Consider the following 17,518-nt stretch of genomic DNA (forward strand, 5'->3'; position numbering starts at 1 on the left):
ATCCATCACTCCGATCGCGGGGTTCAGTACTGCTCGACCTACTATCAGGACATCCATCGACGTCACGGCCTGCGCTGTTCGATGACCGACGGCTACGACTGCTATCAGAACGCGCTGGCTGAGCGGGTCAACGGCATCCTCAAGGGGGAGTTCCTGCTGCAGCGTCCCGCTGACCTTGAACAGGCTGCCAAGATGGTCGAACAGTCGGTGCGCATCTACAACCACGAGCGGCCACATGCCGCCCTGAAATACAAAACGCCCGATGCGGTGCATCGGGCGTTCTAGCGTCTGGATACTGTCAACCTATTCCAGGACTTGACACCGGCGCAGGAAACAAAGCGCCTGCTCGCTTCGCGCGAGATCTTGAAAGGCTGCGCTTGCAGGCGCGATCAAGCCCCTCCTGCTAACCACCATCTGCTTTCTACTTTTTTCATTTCCGGCATCCGGAAATGATGCCCTCGAGTTCCTGGTCGGCATCCCAAGTTCGACGATACGCGTCGACCGCCGCAATGTTTGCGCACCCCGCCGCCCGATGCCTCGAACAGGTCCGCCACATTATTTTCGTTCGCGACCTCAAATTGTGTTGACAGCCCCTTCGGACACGCTATAATTGCGTTCTTTCGCGATGCAGCAACAAGCGAAACGTGCCCAGGTGGCGGAATTGGTAGACGCACTAGGTTCAGGTCCTAGCGGTGGCAACATCGTGGAGGTTCGAGTCCTCTCCTGGGCACCATCTGTATTTAAAAAGGTCGGCTTCTAGCCGGCCTTTTTTCATTTCCGGCTCCGGAAACACATCCCCCATCTTCACGAACGAACCCATCGGTTCCGTTTGCGCGATCAGCACCGGTGAGCCGTGACGGCGTGCCGCGAACCCGACGACAGCCATTTGTCCCGCGCGAATGCCACCACCGGTATCACGTTGCGCCTGACTTTCCAGCGCGCCTCAATCCGCCCCCGATTCCCGACGCCTCACTCCGCCATCCCCGCCTCCACCCAAAACCGGGATTTCCCTAGGCTGACATGCCGGCGCTCACGCGGTTAAATAAATCAACGTGATTTATTTAATGCGCCACCAAACGGCGCACCATGGAAGGAGACGCCATGAGAAGCCCGCACTTCGGCCAAGGCAGCAACTCGGCCAACGTGCGCCGTTACAACGAGCGCCTGCTGTTGAAGACGCTGCGCCGCGCCGGCAGCGCGTCGAAGGCCGATCTCGCCCGTCTCGCCAGCATGACGGGCACGGCGGTCGGCAGCATCATCGCGTCGCTCGCCGACGCAAAGCTGATCGAATTCGCGGGCCGCACCGAAGGCCAGCGCGGCCAGCCGGCCTCGCTGATTCGCCTCGACCCGCGCGGCGCGTTCGGCATCGGCGTCCATCTCGACCGCATGCGCATCGAAACGGCGCTCGTCAACTTCGCGGGCGACGTGCTCGGCCGCCGCTCGCACGACACGCTGCTGCCTCCGCCCGCCGACGTGCTCGAGATCGTCCGCCACGACATCGACGCGATGCAGGCCCTGCTCCCCGACCACGAGCGCGCCCGCCTGACCGGCATCGGCGTCGCGCAGCCCTACAACCTGGGTGCGTGGATGCGCGAGCTCGGCCTTGCACCCGACACGTTCCGCGCGTGGGAAGACGTCGATTTCGCGGCCGACCTCGGTCGCACGCTATCGCTCCCGGTATTCGGAGAAAACGACGGCAACGCTGCCGCGATCGCCGAGCTGTTCTATGGATACGGCCGGCAGTGCGACGACTTCGTCTACCTGTTCATCGGGCCGGCGATCGGCGGCGGCATCGCGATCGACGGCGACTGCCTGCGCGGCGTAACCGGCAATGCGGGTGACATCGCCGTGATTCCCGTGCCGCCGAGCCGGCTGGCATCCGCACCGCCGCCGCGCGGCCCGTGGGACATCCTCCTCGCGCGCGCGTCGCTGCATGCGCTCGTGCGCCATCTGCGCCATCACGGCGAGACGGTCGACAACCGGGCCGATCTCGAAGCGTGCATCGCCCGCGGCCTGCCTGCCGTCGACGAATGGATCGACGATTGCGTCGACGCGCTTGCGCCGGCGTTGCGAGCGGTGCTGTGCGTGGTCGATGCGCCGGTAGTCGTGCTCGATGCCGATACCGACGCGGGCCTGCTCGACGCGGTCACGACCCGTCTGCGTGCGGCGCTCGTGGCCACCGCGCCCGAAGCGCGCGGCACGCCGGTGCTCGTACGCGGCACGTTCGGCGCCGACGCCGGTGCGATCGGCGCGGCCACGCTGCCGATGTTCTTCAACTTCTCCCCGCGGGCCGGCATCCTCAAAGGCGCCCGCACCGACTCGCAGGAGGCCAGCCATGTCACGATCTGAGTCGCCCCGCCCGCTGCTCGAGATGCACGGGATCAGCAAGACGTTCCCGGCCGTGCGCGCGCTCGACAACGTCAGCCTGACCGTCTATCCCGGCGAGATCCATTCGCTGATGGGCGAAAACGGCGCGGGCAAATCGACGCTGATGAAGATCCTGTCGGGCGCATACCGCGCCGATGCCGGTGGCGAGATCCTGATCGACGGCGCACGCATCGACATCGACGGCCCGCTTGCCGCACGCGATGCGGGCGTCGCGGTGATCTACCAGGAGCTGTGCCTGTCGCCGAACCTGACCGTCGCGGAAAACATCTATATCGGCCGCGAACTGCGGCGCGGCAACCGGCGCTGGGGCACGATCGACCGCGCGGCGATGGCGCGTGGCTGCGAGGACGTGCTCGCGCGCCTCGGCGCATCGTTCGGGCCCGACACGCTCGTCGACACGCTGTCGATCGCAGAACAGCAACTCGTCGAGATCGCGCGCGCCGTGCACACCCGCGCACGCATCCTCGTGATGGACGAGCCGACCACGCCGCTGTCGTCGCGCGAGACCGAGCACCTGTTCCGCCTGATCCGCCAATTGCGCGAAGAAGGTCTCGCGATCATCTACATCAGCCACCGGATGGCGGAGATCTACGAACTGTCCGACCGTGTATCGGTGCTGCGCGACGGCGCGTACGTCGGCACGCTCGACCGCGCATCGCTGTCGGCCGAGCGTCTCGTCGCGATGATGGTCGGCCGCGACATCTCCGGCTTCTACAAGAAGGAACACGCGCCGTACGATCCCGGCCACCTGCTGCTGTCGGTCCGCGACATCGCCGACGGCGCGCGCGTGCGCGGCTGCAGCTTCGACCTGCACGCCGGCGAAGTGCTCGGCGTCGCGGGGCTCGTCGGCGCAGGCCGCACCGAACTCGCGCGGCTGATCTTCGGCGCCGAACCGCGCGTGCGCGGCGACGTGAAGGTGGGCGACCGCACGTTCGGCTCACACTCGCCGCGCGACGCGATCGACGCGGGCCTCGTCTACCTGACCGAAGACCGCAAGCGCCAGGGCCTGTTCCTCGACATGAGCGTGCGCGACAACATCAACATCTCGGTCTGCAGCCGCGATGCGCGGCTCGGTGCGCTCGACCTCGCACGCGGCGCCGAACGCGCACGCGACGCCATTGCGTCGCTGTCGATCCGCGTACCCGACGCGAACGTCAACGTCGGCGCGCTGTCGGGCGGCAACCAGCAGAAAGTGCTGCTATCGCGCCTGCTCGAAACGAAGCCGCGCGTGCTGATCCTCGACGAACCGACGCGCGGCGTCGACATCGGCGCGAAATCCGAGATCTACCGGATCATCAACGAGCTCGCCCGGGCCGGGGTGGGCGTGATCGTTATCTCGAGCGAACTGCCGGAGATCATCGGCGTCGCGGATCGCGTGCTCGTGATGCGCGAAGGCGAGATCGCGGGCGAACTCGGCGGCCATACGCCTGCGCCCATCACGCAGGAAGCCATCATCGCGCTCGCCACCGGCTCGCAGGCCGAACTCGCCGACGCGCACTGAACCCGCCCTTTCATTTCACTTTTACATTCAGGTTACCGAAATGATCAACCCGACCAAGCAGCGGAACCTCGCTTCCGCGACGGCCCAGCCGGTGGGCAACCGTACGCCGCTGTTGCGCGGCACCGATCACCGTGCCCGCATGCAATCGCTGATCCGCACCGCCGGCATGCTGCCGGTGCTGCTGGTTCTGTGCATCGGCTTCGGCTTCCTGACCGACGGTTTCTTCACGCTGCAGAACCTGTCGATCGTCACGCAGCAGGCGTCGATCAACATCGTGCTCGCCGCCGGCATGACCTTCGTGATCCTCACGGGCGGCATCGACCTGTCGGTCGGCTCGGTGCTCGCCGCCGCGGCCGTCGCGGCGCTGCTCGCGTCGACCATCCCGGGCTGGGGCTGGCTCGGCGTGCCGTTCGCGCTCGTCGTCGGCCTCGTGTTCGGCGCGATCAACGGCGGCCTGATCTCGTTCCTGCGCCTGCCGCCGTTCATCGTCACGCTCGGCGCGATGACGGCCGTGCGCGGCGTCGCACGCCTGATCGGCAACGACACGACCGTGTTCAATCCGCAGTTGCCGTTCGCATTCATCGGCAACGGCACGATCCTCGGTGTGCCGTGGCTCGTCGTGATCGCGTGCGCGGTGATCGCGATCTCGTGGTTCATCCTGCGCCGCACGGTGCTCGGGATGCGCATCTATTCGGTCGGCGGCAACCCGGAAGCCGCCCGCCTGTCCGGCATCAACGTGCGGGCGATCCAGTTGTTCGTGTACGCGGCGTCGGGGTTGCTCGCCGGCCTCGGCGCGGTGATGTCGGCCGCGCGGCTCTATGCGGCCAACGGACTGCAGCTCGGCCAGTCGTACGAACTCGACGCGATCGCCGCGGTGATCCTCGGCGGCACGAGCTTCGTCGGCGGTGTCGGCTCGATCGTCGGCACGCTGATCGGCGCGCTGATCATCGCGGTGCTGACGAACGGCCTCGTGTTGCTCGGCGTATCCGACATCTGGCAGTACATCATCAAGGGGCTCGTGATCATCGGCGCCGTCGCGCTCGACCGCTACCGCCAGCGCGATTCCGCACGTACCTGAACCCCTTCCCGCTCATTCGACCTTGCGGCGCAGGCCGATCCCTGCGCCCGCTCGCCAGCCCACTTCTCGGAGACACAACGACATGTTCAAACACAAAGCCGTCCTGACCGCCGCTGCCTGCGCACTCGCCTTCGGCGCTTCCGCCGCGCACGCGGCCGACAAGCCGCTCAAATCGATCGGCGTCACGGTCGGGTCGCTCGGCAATCCGTACTTCGTCACGATCGTCAAGGGCGCCGAGGCGCGTGCCAAGCAGCTCAACCCGAATGCGAAGGTCACGGCCGTGTCGGCCGACTATGACCTGAACAAGCAGTTCACGCAGATCGACAACTTCATCTCCGCGCACGTCGACATGATCCTGCTCAACGCAACCGACCCGAAGGCGATCGAGCCGGCGGTGAAGAAAGCGCAGGCGGCCGGCATCACGGTCGTCGCGGTCGACGTCGCAGCGGCCGGCGCGAACGCGACCGTGCAGACCAACAACGTGAAGGCCGGCGAGCTGGCATGCGATTACATCGCGAAGAAACTCAATGGCAAGGGCAACGTGATCATCGAGAACGGCCCGCAGGTGTCCGCCGTGATCGATCGCGTCAACGGCTGCAAGACCGTGCTCGCGAAAAATGCCGGCATCAAGGTACTGTCGAGCGACCAGGACGGCAAGGGCTCGCGCGAAGGCGGGATGAATGCGATGCAGGGCTACCTGACGCGCTTTCCGAAGCTCGATGCAGTATTCACGATCAACGACCCGCAGGCGATCGGCAGCGATCTCGCCGCGAAACAGCTGAACCGTCCGGGCATCGTAATCACGTCGGTGGACGGCGCGCCCGACATCGAAGTCGCGCTCAAGACCAACACGCTCGTGCAGGCATCGTCGAGCCAGGATCCGTGGGCGATGGCGCAGCAGGCTGTCAACGTCGGCTACGGGATCATGAACGGCCAGAAGCCGGCCAACCCGATGATCCTGATCGAACCGACGCTCATCACGCGCGACAACGTGAAGAGCTACAAGGGCTGGAGCACCCCGCGCTGATCGCGCCGCCCCGCCGCAAAACCGGGCGGTGCCCGGCCGCATCGCCGCACGCGACGGCCGGCCCCACCCGCCTGCCGACTTCCCCCCGTGCATGGCCGCGCGCAACGTCGCGGCACAAGGTTTCGACATGACGACGACGTTTCCCCGCCTGATCGTATTCGGCGAAGCACTGACCGATTTCATCCGCGACGACGCGCAGCGCTGGCACAGCGTCGCTGGCGGCTCATGCTGGAACGTCGCGCGCGTCGGTGCGCGACTCGGCGTGCCGACGGCCTTCGCCGGCACGATCAGCCGCGACATCTTCGGCGACGAGCTGATGCGCAAGAGCGCCGACGCGGGGCTCGACCTGCGCTTCGTCCGGCAGGTCGATCGCGCGCCGCTGCTTGCGATGGTCGTGTCGAAGCAGCCGCCCCACTATTTCTTCATCGGCGAGCACAGCGCCGATCTCGCGTTCGATCCGGCGGACCTGCCCGCCGGCGCACTCGACGCGGCCGAGATCGTGCATGTCGGTTCGCTCGGTGTCGTGCGCGAGCCGCTCGCGTCGCGCCTGATCGAAGTTGCGCAAGCTGCGCGGGCGGCCGGCAAGCGGATCTCGTTCGACCCGAACTTCCGTGCGCCGATGGCCGCGCCATCGTATCGCGACACGCTACGCCGGCTGGCGGGGCTCGCCGACTGGATCAAGGTATCCGACGAGGATCTGCACGGGCTGTTTCCCGAACTCGATGAAGCCGCCGCGCTCGCGCAACTGCGCACGTGGGCGCCGGACGCGACGATGCTCGTCACGCGCGGCGCGTCCGGCATGCAGCTCCTGCATCGCGACACCGTGCTGTTCCAGCCCGCGTTCCCGACCGAGGTTGCCGACACCGTCGGCTGCGGCGATGCGAGCATCGGGGGCTGGCTCGCGAGCCAGCTTGCGCGGCCCGATGCGTCAGCCGCCGAGCATCTGCGCTACGCAGCCGCGTGCGCGGCGGTCGCCTGTGCGCATGCAGGCGCTTATGCACCGACCGCAGCCGAAGTGACCGACATGATCGAGCGCTCGGCCGACGCTGTCGTTTCGCAATAACACGCACCGGCGCGCCGCCCCGGCACCGTCAAGCGGCGGTCGTTCCGCCGCTACCGTTCGGCGGCATCCCGGCCTGCAGCAACTGCAGGCTCTCGTCGACGCTCAATTCGGACATCGCGTCGTCGTGCAGCGTCTCGTCCGCTGCGCGGCGCAACGCATGCAGCGCGTGCACCTTGAGCCGTACGATCGCAAGGCGCAACCCGCGCGCCGTGCATTCAGCCGCGAACGTGCGCAACGATTCGATCGTCGTGCCGTCGACATCCGGCGTTTCCTCGAGGCTGAGCATCACCGTATGCGTGTCCGGCGCGGTCTTCATCAGCGCACGCACGCGGTTCAGCATCCGGTCCGCATTCGCGAAGAACAGCTGCGCCTCGGGCCGCACGATCAGCACGCCCGACACCGGCTTCGCATCGGCGTGGCTCGCCACGTCGACGAAGTCGTGACTGTCGCGCAGCCGGCCGAGCACGCTGACGTTCGGCTCGGACAGCTTGCGCAGCGTCAGCAGCAGGCTCACGCCGATGGCCGCGAGCAGCCCGTGCAGCACGCCGAGCACGAGCACCGCGAGCAGCGCGGCGATCACGACGAGCCGGTCGCGATGCCAGGCCCAATACGGCCGGAATACCGACGGATGCAGCGAGTGGCTGACCGCGAAGATCACGATCGCCGCGAGCACGGGCTCCGGCGTGCGCGCGAGCTGCGGCAGCAGCAGCCAGACGATCAGCGCGACCACACCCGCCGCCCACAGGCCGGCAAAGCGCGACTGCGCGCCGGCCGCTTCGTTCGCCGAGGTCGCCGAATAGCCCGCACCGACCGGCATCCCGTGCAGCAGGCCCGACACCAGATTCGCGCAGCCGAGCGCGACGAGGTCGCGATTCGGCGACACGCTGTCGCCATGCTTCAGCGCGAAGTTGCGGATCGATCCGTACGATTCCGCGTAGAGGATCAGCATCAGCGCGAACGCAAGCTCGATGGTCTGCATCCACGCATTGCGGTCGAGGGTCGGCAAGCCGAACTCGATGTGCTTGAAATCGATGTGGCCGACGATCGCGATCCCGTATCGCTGCCAGTCGATCGCATAGCCGGCCACGATCGACAGCACGATCACGACGAGCGTCGCGGGCACGCGCGAGCTCCGCCCGAGCGTGAACAGCAACGCCAGTGCGGTCGCACCGAGCGCGACGCTGGCGAGATTCGCATGCGGCGCGCCGGTGATCAGGTCGAGCGCGACATGCGGCGCATCGCTGTGCTGCACGGAAATCGCGAGAATCTTCGGCAACTGCTTGATGACGATCGTCACCGCGAGGCCGAACGTGAAGCCGCGCAGCACCGGCCGAGCGACGAAATCCGACATGCCGCCGAGCCGCGCGGCGCCCGCCAGGATGAACAGCACGCCCGTCATCGCGACGAGCGCCGCCGCGAGCGCGAGCTGCGCGGCGAGCGCCATCCCCGACTCCGCGAGCACCGTCGCGGCCAGCACGGCGGCGGACGACGACGTCGACGACACGATCGCGAAGCGGCTGCTGCCGGTGAGCGCATAGACGACGAGCCCCGACAGCAACGCGATGAGACCGGCCTGCGGCGGCAGGTTGGCCAACCCCGCGTACGCGACCGCCTCGGGTATCAGCAGGCCCGCGATCGACAGGCCGGCCAGCGCATCGAGGCCGATGCGTCGCTTGGGTGGCGGCGAAGTCGCGTCGAGCACGGCGAAATGGTCGGCATGCTGCGGGCCGGCCTCGGGACGGATCGGGGCGGTCGTCATGAGGCGGTCAGGGCTTGACGGCGATGACGCCCGACCAGCCGGGCAGATAGCGTGCATCCTGCTCATGCGCGCGATGCAGTGCGATATCGAGCGCCTTCGCGAAATTCTTGCGGATCTGGTCGAGCGACACGTGCTGGCGCAGGTAGTCGGCCCACAGGAATTCGCTGAACGGCGTCGCGTCCTTCGCATAGCCGCCCGCCGTGCGCAGCTCGCCGGCAAGGCTGCGGTACGGATCGTCCACGAGCCCCGTCAGCGCCTTCGGCAGATTCTCGTAGTCGCGGCGCGTGCCGTCCGCGCCGAACGGATGCACCCACTGATTGTGTTCCATCATCCGCCAGAAGATCGTGTGGTCGAGCCACGAAAGATCCTTCAGCAGCATCGCGTTCACGCGCGCCTCGCCTTCCTCGATCAGTGCGAGGCCGAGGTGGTGGTGATCGGTGATGTAGTGCAGCCCGTCCGGGCCGAGCACGGCCGGGAACCAGTGCGATTCGATCGCGGCCTTGCGCGCACGCTTGCTGAGCCCCTTCCAGTGCTTGCGCTTCGCCTTGACTTCGCGATAGCCGACCGTCATCTGCGTGGGACGCAGTTCTTCAAGCTTGACGGGAATCAGATGAACATCATTGCCGAGTGCCATGGTCGTACCCCATGTTGCGAAATTCCGGCAACGATACTCCTGATCGCGCGAGCCGTTAATACATCATGACCTCGATACGCATCCGGTTGACGATCTCTGACACCCTCCTGCGCATGCGCGGTGCCGCGCTACGCGCGCAGATCGTTGCGTTCGAGACGATGTCGAATGTAAGGAATACCGTCGTGCACGATGCTCACGCGACGCATCCCGAGCTTGCGCGCGACATTCAGCGAGCCTCTGTTGGCCTCCGCGATATCGGCGATCACGCGCGGCAGCCGCACCGTGTCGAAGGCATGACGCACGACGGCTGACGCAGCCTCGCTCGCGATGCCGCGCCCCCATGTCGTACGCACCAGCCGCCAGCCGATCTCGACGTCGCGCGCGCCGTCCGCATAGTCGGGAATCAGCAGGATCCAGCCGATGAACGCATCGGGCGCGGCCTTCTCGAAGATCGACCAGTAGCCGAGGCCCGGCGGATAGTCGCGGGTGATCCGGTGCGTGACGAAGCGTCGATGCTCGACCGGATCGTGCCACGGGCCCGCGATGTGCCGCGTGACCTCGGGATTGCGATCCATCTCGATGCACGCGTCGAGGTCGGCCAGCACACGCGGACGCAGCCACAGCCGGGCCGTATCGAGCACCGGCAGCGTGGCGGCGGAAGGTTCGGTCATCTGGACTCCTGATTCGGTGACGATGTGCATCGGGCGCATTACAAAACAACTACAAAAAGCCTGCCGGAATGATACAGATGCCTGTCGCCTGTTTCGTGCGACGCCGTTTCCATTTCCGAAACAGTTCATTTCCTAGGGATTATTCCCGATTCGACGTTATCGCGCCCTACATCGCCCGGCGCCGCGGCCTACACTCGATCAATGCCCCCGCACCGCGCGCAAGCCGGGCCCGCATCCGCATGCACATCGTGAGCGCGCAAGCCAACGAGGAGACCTCGGACATGAGCTGGACCCGCGAACAACGCAACGTCACGATCGCCGCCTACCTCGGCTGGACGCTCGATGCGTTCGATTTTTTCCTGATGGTTTTCGTGCTGAAGGACATCGCCGCCGAATTCGGGTCGACGATCCCCGCCGTCGCGTTCGCGCTCACGCTGACGCTCGCGATGCGCCCGCTCGGCGCGCTGATCTTCGGCCGGCTCGCCGACCGCTTCGGCCGGCGCCCGACGCTGATGGTCAACATCGCATGCTATTCGCTGCTCGAACTCGCGTCGGGTTTCGCGCCGAGCCTGACCGCGCTGCTCGTGTTGCGCGCGCTGTTCGGTGTCGCGATGGGCGGCGAATGGGGCGTCGGCTCCGCGCTGACGATGGAAACCGTGCCGACCCATGCGCGCGGCTTCGTGTCGGGGCTGCTGCAGGCCGGCTATCCGAGCGGCTACCTGCTCGCGTCCGTCGTGTTCGGCCTGTTCTACCAGTACATCGGCTGGCGCGGGATGTTCATGGTCGGCGTGCTGCCCGCGCTGCTCGTGCTCTACGTGCGCGCACATGTGCCCGAATCGCCGGCGTGGAAGCAGATGGAGAAGCGCCCGCGCCCGAGCCTTGGCACCACGATGCGGCAGAACTGGAAGCTCACGATCTACGCGATCGTGCTGATGACCGCGTTCAACTTCTTCTCGCACGGCACGCAGGATCTCTATCCGACGTTCCTGCGCGAGCAGCATCACTTCGATCCGCATACCGTGTCGTGGATCACGATCGTGCTGAACATCGGCGCCATCGTCGGCGGCCTGTCGTTCGGTGCGATCTCGGAGCGGATCGGCCGGCGTCGCGCCATCTTCATCGCTGCGCTGATTGCACTGCCCGTGCTGCCGCTGTGGGCATTTTCGAGCGGCCCGGTTGCGCTCGCCGCGGGTGCGTTCCTGATGCAGATCTCAGTGCAGGGTGCGTGGGGCGTGATCCCGGTTCACCTGAACGAGATTTCGCCCGACGAAATCCGCGCGACCTTCCCCGGCGTCGTCTACCAGCTCGGCAACCTGCTCGCGTCGGGCAACGCGACAATGCAGGCCTCGCTCGCCGTGTCGAACAACAACAATTACAGCTTCGCGCTCGCGCTCGTGGCCGGCATCGTCGCCGTCGTGATCGCCGTGCTGATCCTGTTCAGCCGCGAACGGCGCGGCATCGACATGACGCAATCGGTCAATACGCGTAGCACGGTCAGCTAACCCCGCGCATTGCCGCATCGCACCATCGCGCGTGCCCCGCCCTGCCGAGGGCACGCGCGATACTTTCCGCATCCGCACATCGAACTAGAGGAATTTGTCCAGATTCCCCGCTTGCCCGCTCCGCCTGCCCTTTTTTATCTTAATAAAAACGACTGTTTGAATCAGACAAACAAATCACCAGTTCGCGGCCGGGCGACCGGCATGGGAGGCGGGACATGGCAGTAAGTCAGGAAGGACGGCCATCCGCGGGACGGCCGTCCGGGGCGCGGTCATCCGGCACTCGGCAGACCGGCGGGACGAAGGCACGCATCCTCGATGCGGCCGAGGATCTGTTCATCGAGCATGGCTTCGAGGCGATGTCGATGCGCCAGATCACCTCGCGCGCGGCGGTCAACCTGGCCGCGGTCAACTACCACTTCGGCAGCAAGGAAGCGCTGATTCACGCGATGCTGTCGCGCCGGCTCGACCAGCTCAACCAGGAACGCCTCGGCATCCTCGACCGCTTCGATGCGCAACTCGGCTCGCACATCACCTGCGAGCACGTGCTCGGCGCGATGTTCATTCCCGCGCTGAAGGCATCGCGCAATCCCGAGCGCGGCGGGCCCGGGTTCCTGCGCCTGATCGGCCGTGCGTACACCGATCCGTCGCCGTTCGTGCGCAACTTCCTGACCGCGCACTACGCGAGCGTCGCGGGCCGCTTCTTCGACGCGTTCCAGCGGGCATTGCCGCACCTGCCGCGCACGGAGCTCGGCTGGCGCCTGCACTTCGCGATCGGCGCGCTGTCCGGCGCGCTCGCCGGCGCCGAAACGGAAAGCCTGATCGACGAGTTCTCGCAAGGCCGCACGATGAACGACGTGCAGATGATCGCGCGACTGTCGTCGCTGATCGTCGCCGCGCTGAAAGCGCCGATGCCCGACAGCGCGCAACTGTCGATCTTCGCGGCCGTGCTCGACGACGCAGGCGCGAGCGAAGCGTTCGGGCTGCCGCAGTCGGGCGCGACCACCGCCGATACGGCGACGCTGCATTCCACGAACTGAGCGCGCGAGGCCACGCGCGGCTTCCTGTTCACGATTTGATTGAAACGCGCGGTCACGCGGGGCGTCGAGACGTCCCCGTCGATCGACCGTGCGGCACGGGGCACGGGCGGGTGCTGAAGCACCCGCCGTCGCCGAGAGCAAAGACCGGAGACATGTCATGTCATCTTCCGCAGCACCCGCAGCGGCCCAGGTTCCGCCGAACTCCGACGGCATCTGGTACGCGTCATACCCGCCCGGCGTCCCGCACGAGATCGACGTCACGCAATATGCATCGCTTGTGCAATTCTTCGACGAATGCACGAGCCGCTTCGCCGAGCGCGTCGCCTATGTGAGCGCAGGCGCATCGATGACCTACCGCACGCTCGCACAGAAAGTCGACGCGTTCGCATCGTATCTGCAAAGCCTCGGCGTCAAGCCCGGCGACCGCGTCGCGATCATGCTGCCGAACACGTTCCAGTACCCGGTCGCGCTGTTCGGCACGCTGAAGGCCGGCGCGATCGTCGTCAACGTCAATCCGCTCTACACCGTGCGCGAACTCGCGCACCAGCTGAAAGACAGCGGCGCGCAAACGATCGTCGTGTTCGAGAACTTCGCGCGCACGCTGCAGGACGCGCTGCCGGAAACGCAGGTGAAGAACATCATCGTCACCGCGCTCGGCGACCTGCTCGCCGACGGCTTCAATGCGAAAGGACGCCTGATCAATTTCGTGCTGAAGCACGTGAAGAAGCTCGTGCCGGCCTACCACCTGCCGCAGGCCATCCGGTTGCGCTCCGCCCTCGCGCTCGGTGCACGCGGCAAACCGCAACCCGTGAAGATCACGCGCGACGACCTCGCGTTCCTGCAATACACGGGCGGCACGACGGGCGTCGCGAAAGGCGCGATGCTCACGCACGGCAACCTGATCGCGAACCTGCTGCAAGCGAAGGCGTGGATCGCCGATCAGGTATCGGGCGACGTCGAAACCGTGCTCACGCCGCTGCCGCTGTATCACATCTATTCGCTGACGGTGAACGCATTCATCTTCATGGGGCTCGGCGGGCGCAACATCCTGATCGCGAACCCGCGCGACATGACGATGGTGATGAAGATCATCCGCAACGAGACGTTCACCGGCATCACCGGCATCAACACGCTGTACAACGCGTTCCTCGACAACGAGGAATTCCGCAAGCGCGACTTCTCGAAGCTGAAGCTCGCGATGGCGGGCGGGATGGCGATGCAGCGCGCGGTCGCGGAGCGCTTCCAGCAAGTGACGGGCCGGCCGGTCGTCGAAGGCTACGGCCTGACCGAATGCTCGCCGATCGTCACGATGAACCCCGTGGACCTGAACGACATGGCCGCGTTCAGCGGGTCGATCGGCCTGCCCGCGCCGTCCACCATCGTGCGCTTTCGCCGCGAGGACGGCACCTGGGCGCCCATCGGCGAACCGGGCGAGCTGTGCGTGCACGGTCCGCAGGTGATGCGCGGCTACTGGCAACGCCCCGACGAGACGTCCAAGGTGATCGACGCCGACGGCTGGCTCGGCACCGGCGACATCGGCGTGATGGACGAGCGCGGCTTCATCCGCCTGATCGACCGCAAGAAGGACATGATCCTCGTGTCGGGCTTCAACGTGTATCCGAACGAGATCGAGGAAGTGCTGGTGATGCATCCGGGCATCAGCGAAGCCGCGGCGATCGGCATTCCTGACGAGGTACAAGGCGAACGGATCAAGGTATTCGTCGTGCGCCGCGACGCGTCGCTGACGGTCGACGACGTGCTCGCGCACTGCCGCAAGAACCTGACCGGCTACAAGATGCCGAAATTCGTCGAGTTCCGCGACGCGCTGCCGCAGACCAACGTCGGCAAGATCCTGCGCCGCGCGCTGCGCGACGAGGAACTCGCCAAAATCAAGGCCGCGAAGCAAGGCTGAACGATCCATCGCCCCGGGAGACGCCGTCGATGAACGAAGGAAAGAAGCGCCACGCGCGGCATGCCGCCGCCGTGGCAGTCGCCTGCCTGTTGTCGCTCGGACAGGCGGGCCTGCATGCACAGGAAACGACCGCCACCGCGGGCGCGGCTGCGGGTGCCGCACTGCCGGCGGATCTCGCGAAAGTCACGCGCGAGCCAGTCGCGCAGCAGGCGCGCTGGCTGCGCACGGCCGCACAGCGCGGCACGCTCGCGCAATTCGATGACGCGACGCTCACGGCGCTGTTCAAGGCACTCGATCCGCTCGCCGTACCGCTGTATATCCGTAACGGTCCCAACGGCTATCCGTCATACCAGTTCACGATGGTGCGCCAGGAGCGCATCAGCGGAAAATGGTCCGATACGCCCGACCACATGCTCGTGAAGACCACCCGCGAGCCGCTGCGCGTCTATGCGAAATGGCTGCCGGGCGGTGCGCACGCCGGCCAGGAGACCATCTACGACGCGACGCAGCGCAAGGACGAGATGTACGGTCACCTCGGCGGCCTGCTCGGCAAGATTCCGCTGTGGACGGCACTCGACGGCGCACTTGCGCGCGCCCAGTCGAATCACCAGGTGACGGATCTCGGCACCGAGTTCATCACGAACCTGTACCTGACCGAAGGGAAGAAATACGTGGAAGCCGGCGTGCAGCGGCCGACCGATGTGGAAGCCAGAACGATCGGCGGCGTGCGCGTGGTCGCGCTCACCTACGAAACGCCGACCGGCCGGCCGCAGTTCTACGCGAAGAAGGAAGTCCTCGGGCTCGACCTGCACGCGCCCTATTTCCGGACCGTCGAGTCCTATGACAACGACGGCAAGATCTTCGAGCGGATCGTCATCGAGAAAATCACACCGGCGACACTCGACGACACCGCATTCGACCCGAAAAACCCCGACTACGCGTTCTGATGCGCGCCGGCGGGGCCGGCCTCGGGCTCAATCGTCATCGTCGTCGCCGTGGTGCCGGTGCCATCGCTTGTAATAGTGCTTGCGCCACTTGCGATAGCGATCGTCGTCGTCATCGCCGTAGTAGCCGTATCCGTAGCCTGGATAGGCGACCACGGCCGGCTGCGGCGCCACATAGACCGGTGCCGGTTCGACATAGACCGGCGCGACCGGTACGCCGATGCCGACCGACAGGTCGACATGCCCCGCCATCGCACTGCCGGAAGCCAGCAACGCGACGGCCCCGACCCACCCTGCCCATCGTCTCTTGTTCATGTTCTGAATCCCTGATATGCCGGCCCGCCCGGCTCGCCCGACCAATGTACGTGCGGCGCGCGAACCAAGGTGATACGGCACTGCGAGAGTCGTAACGCGGCGTAACGAAATGACATTAGCCGTTCGGTCGAATCGCGAAAATGCGCTGGAACGTCTATAGTGGGTTACGGTTCGACACAATCACGACTGCGCGCTCCCCGATTGAACAGGGTAGAATCCCGCCAAACACCTTGTGGACGAACACGCCACACACACGCACAACATATTCTCTGACGCAGGCTCCTGCCGCACCTCAATGGCCAATCCCGCAGAATCCCATCCGCAAAACGACTTCATCAATTCGGCGCGCAAGGAACGTAAGCGCGTTGAAATCTATCTCGTCAACGGCATTCGTCTGACGGGATGTATCGAGTCGTTCGACCAGTACCTGGTGATGCTGCGCACCCCCGTGGGTCTGCAAGGCATCTACAAGCACGCGATTTCCACGATCCAGCTCGACACGGGCGGCTCGCGCCCGGGTGGCAGCGGCCCCCGCGGGCCGCGCACCGGCGGGCGCCCGGGTGGCCGTGAAGGCGGCGGTCACAGCCCGTACGGCTCGCACGGCGGCTCGCGCGAATCGCGCGGCGACGGCGGTTACGGCTCCCGCGAACCGCGTGAAGGCTATGGCTCGCGCGAACCGCGCGAGGGTTACGGCTCGCGTGAGCCGCGCGAAGGCTACGGCGCCCCGCGCGAACCCCGTGAACCGCGCGAAAGCTACGGCGCGCCACGCGACGCCGGCGACGCATCCGGCAGCGCATCGCCGTCGGATTCGCGCGGCGGCAACGGGCCGGTGATCGTGACACGCCGCCGGCGAATCGTGCCGGACGGCCAGTAAAACAAAAGGGCAAGCCAACCGGCTTGCCCTTTTTACTTGTGCGGCCGGCGCGGCATGTCGCCGCACCGCCATCGGGTTCAGTGTGCCGTCGTCGGCAGGCCCGCATCGGCCTCGCGCTGCAACGAACGCACCTGCTGCTGCAACGTACGCAGTTGTGACTGCAGCTCGGCCTGCTGCGCCTGCAATGCGGCCGTCTCGTTGCGTACGCTCTTCTGGCGATCCGCGACCGCCGCCTGCTGCTGGCGGGCGATCGAGATATCGGCCTGCAGGCGCCGCGCGCGATCCTGCGTGACTTCGATCTGCTTGTCCATTTGCGCTTTCTGCGATTCCAGCTTCGCTGCCCGCAGTTCGTTCACGGCCAGCCGCTCCGCCTGATGCGAGAAATCGCGATAGATCGCTTCCGCACGCGTTTCGTCGTAAGTCTTGATCACGCGCCAGAACGCCTTCTGCTGGAACAGTGCAACGAAGTACGCGCCGTCCTTGACGTTGAACAGCAGGCTCGCGCCGTAGCTGCCGTTATAGCTCGTGCGCATTTCCGTCAGCGTGTGCGACTGGATCTGGCGCTGCAGGTCGTCGACCGTGCTCGGCCCCGTCGACTCGCCCGCCTGCGGCTGCACCGATGTCTGCGAATCGATCACCGGAATTGCCGCAACCGGCGCCGACGCCTGCTGTACTACCGGCGAACCGCTGTCTGCCAGACTTTGCGCGTATGCGCCCTGCATGCCCCCCACCAGGGCGAGCAATACGCACGCCCTTCCCAACCCCGTCTTATGGCTCATGAAGTTCTATTCCCGCCCGAGTCGTTATAATTCA

General features: G+C 66.1%; 16 protein-coding genes and 1 tRNA gene. 12 read left to right on the top strand and 5 right to left on the bottom strand.

Annotation, left to right across the window (positions count from 1 at the left end; genetic code table 11):
• From BDO18943_RS07855 to BDO18943_RS07885, 7 genes are all read left to right on the top strand, one after another.
• Positions 1 to 285 (top strand): integrase core domain-containing protein (locus BDO18943_RS07855; RefSeq protein ID WP_175021865.1); only part of this gene is annotated, 285 nt, incomplete at its 5' end.
• A 361-nt stretch (positions 286 to 646) separates the two neighbouring features.
• Positions 647 to 733 (top strand) — tRNA-Leu (locus tag BDO18943_RS07860).
• 368 nt (positions 734 to 1,101) lie between these two features.
• Entirely contained in the window at positions 1,102 to 2,349 is a 1,248-nt protein-coding gene (locus BDO18943_RS07865; RefSeq protein ID WP_175021866.1) for an ROK family protein, read from the top strand.
• The gene (locus tag BDO18943_RS07870; protein ID WP_175021867.1) at positions 2,336 to 3,889 is read left to right on the top strand and encodes a sugar ABC transporter ATP-binding protein; all 1,554 of its coding nucleotides are present in this window, start codon (positions 2,336 to 2,338) and stop codon (positions 3,887 to 3,889) included. Before BDO18943_RS07865 ends, BDO18943_RS07870 begins: the two co-directional genes overlap by 14 nt.
• 40 nt (positions 3,890 to 3,929) lie before the next feature.
• Positions 3,930 to 4,967, top strand: coding sequence for an ABC transporter permease subunit (locus BDO18943_RS07875; protein ID WP_043182633.1), 1,038 nt, complete (start codon positions 3,930 to 3,932; stop codon positions 4,965 to 4,967).
• Positions 4,968 to 5,049: 82 nt separating this feature from the next.
• Positions 5,050 to 5,994: an ABC transporter substrate-binding protein gene (locus BDO18943_RS07880; RefSeq protein ID WP_175021868.1), complete on the top strand. Its 945-nt coding sequence runs from the start codon at positions 5,050 to 5,052 to the stop codon at positions 5,992 to 5,994.
• A gap of 127 nt (positions 5,995 to 6,121) precedes the next feature.
• Positions 6,122 to 7,057 (top strand): carbohydrate kinase family protein, encoded by a 936-nt coding sequence (locus BDO18943_RS07885; RefSeq protein WP_175021869.1) that lies wholly within the window; start codon positions 6,122 to 6,124, stop codon positions 7,055 to 7,057.
• Between the two features lie 28 nt (positions 7,058 to 7,085).
• Here the strand turns inward: BDO18943_RS07885 and BDO18943_RS07890 are convergent, their stop codons facing one another.
• From BDO18943_RS07890 to BDO18943_RS07900, 3 genes are all read right to left on the bottom strand, one after another.
• Positions 7,086 to 8,816, bottom strand: coding sequence for a SulP family inorganic anion transporter (locus BDO18943_RS07890; protein WP_175021870.1), 1,731 nt, complete (start codon positions 8,814 to 8,816; stop codon positions 7,086 to 7,088).
• Positions 8,817 to 8,823: 7 nt separating this feature from the next.
• On the bottom strand, positions 8,824 to 9,450 hold the full coding sequence (locus BDO18943_RS07895) for a ParB-like protein (protein WP_175021871.1): 627 nt from the start codon (positions 9,448 to 9,450) through the stop codon (positions 8,824 to 8,826).
• A gap of 128 nt (positions 9,451 to 9,578) precedes the next feature.
• On the bottom strand, positions 9,579 to 10,121 hold the full coding sequence (locus tag BDO18943_RS07900; protein ID WP_175021872.1) for a GNAT family N-acetyltransferase: 543 nt from the start codon (positions 10,119 to 10,121) through the stop codon (positions 9,579 to 9,581).
• A 281-nt stretch (positions 10,122 to 10,402) separates the two neighbouring features.
• On the opposite strand from BDO18943_RS07900, the gene BDO18943_RS07905 reads away from it, so the two are divergent.
• From BDO18943_RS07905 to BDO18943_RS07920, 4 genes are all read left to right on the top strand, one after another.
• Entirely contained in the window at positions 10,403 to 11,623 is a 1,221-nt protein-coding gene (locus BDO18943_RS07905) for an MFS transporter (RefSeq protein ID WP_175021873.1), read from the top strand.
• Positions 11,624 to 11,838: 215 nt separating this feature from the next.
• Positions 11,839 to 12,660, top strand: a complete 822-nt coding sequence (locus tag BDO18943_RS07910) for a TetR/AcrR family transcriptional regulator (RefSeq protein WP_175021874.1) — start codon at positions 11,839 to 11,841, stop codon at positions 12,658 to 12,660.
• Between the two features lie 157 nt (positions 12,661 to 12,817).
• On the top strand, positions 12,818 to 14,572 hold the full coding sequence (locus BDO18943_RS07915; protein ID WP_175021875.1) for an AMP-binding protein: 1,755 nt from the start codon (positions 12,818 to 12,820) through the stop codon (positions 14,570 to 14,572).
• Between the two features lie 29 nt (positions 14,573 to 14,601).
• Positions 14,602 to 15,519, top strand: coding sequence for a DUF1571 domain-containing protein (locus tag BDO18943_RS07920; RefSeq protein WP_175021876.1), 918 nt, complete (start codon positions 14,602 to 14,604; stop codon positions 15,517 to 15,519).
• A gap of 27 nt (positions 15,520 to 15,546) precedes the next feature.
• Here BDO18943_RS07920 and BDO18943_RS07925 read toward each other — a convergent pair whose 3' ends face one another.
• The gene (locus BDO18943_RS07925) at positions 15,547 to 15,831 is read right to left on the bottom strand and encodes a hypothetical protein (RefSeq protein ID WP_175021877.1); all 285 of its coding nucleotides are present in this window, start codon (positions 15,829 to 15,831) and stop codon (positions 15,547 to 15,549) included.
• Between the two features lie 295 nt (positions 15,832 to 16,126).
• Here BDO18943_RS07925 and hfq point away from each other — a divergent pair, with 295 nt between their 5' ends.
• Positions 16,127 to 16,705 carry an RNA chaperone Hfq gene (hfq, locus tag BDO18943_RS07930; protein WP_175021976.1) on the top strand — a complete coding sequence of 193 codons (579 nt, stop codon included), beginning with the start codon at positions 16,127 to 16,129 and terminating at the stop codon, positions 16,703 to 16,705.
• Between the two features lie 77 nt (positions 16,706 to 16,782).
• On the opposite strand, the gene BDO18943_RS07935 is transcribed toward hfq, so the two are convergent.
• Positions 16,783 to 17,484: a DUF2968 domain-containing protein gene (locus BDO18943_RS07935; RefSeq protein ID WP_175021878.1), complete on the bottom strand. Its 702-nt coding sequence runs from the start codon at positions 17,482 to 17,484 to the stop codon at positions 16,783 to 16,785.
• Positions 17,485 to 17,518: the final 34 nt, after the last annotated feature.

This window comes from Burkholderia aenigmatica, assembly GCF_902499175.1.
Lineage (GTDB): Bacteria > Pseudomonadota > Gammaproteobacteria > Burkholderiales > Burkholderiaceae > Burkholderia > Burkholderia aenigmatica.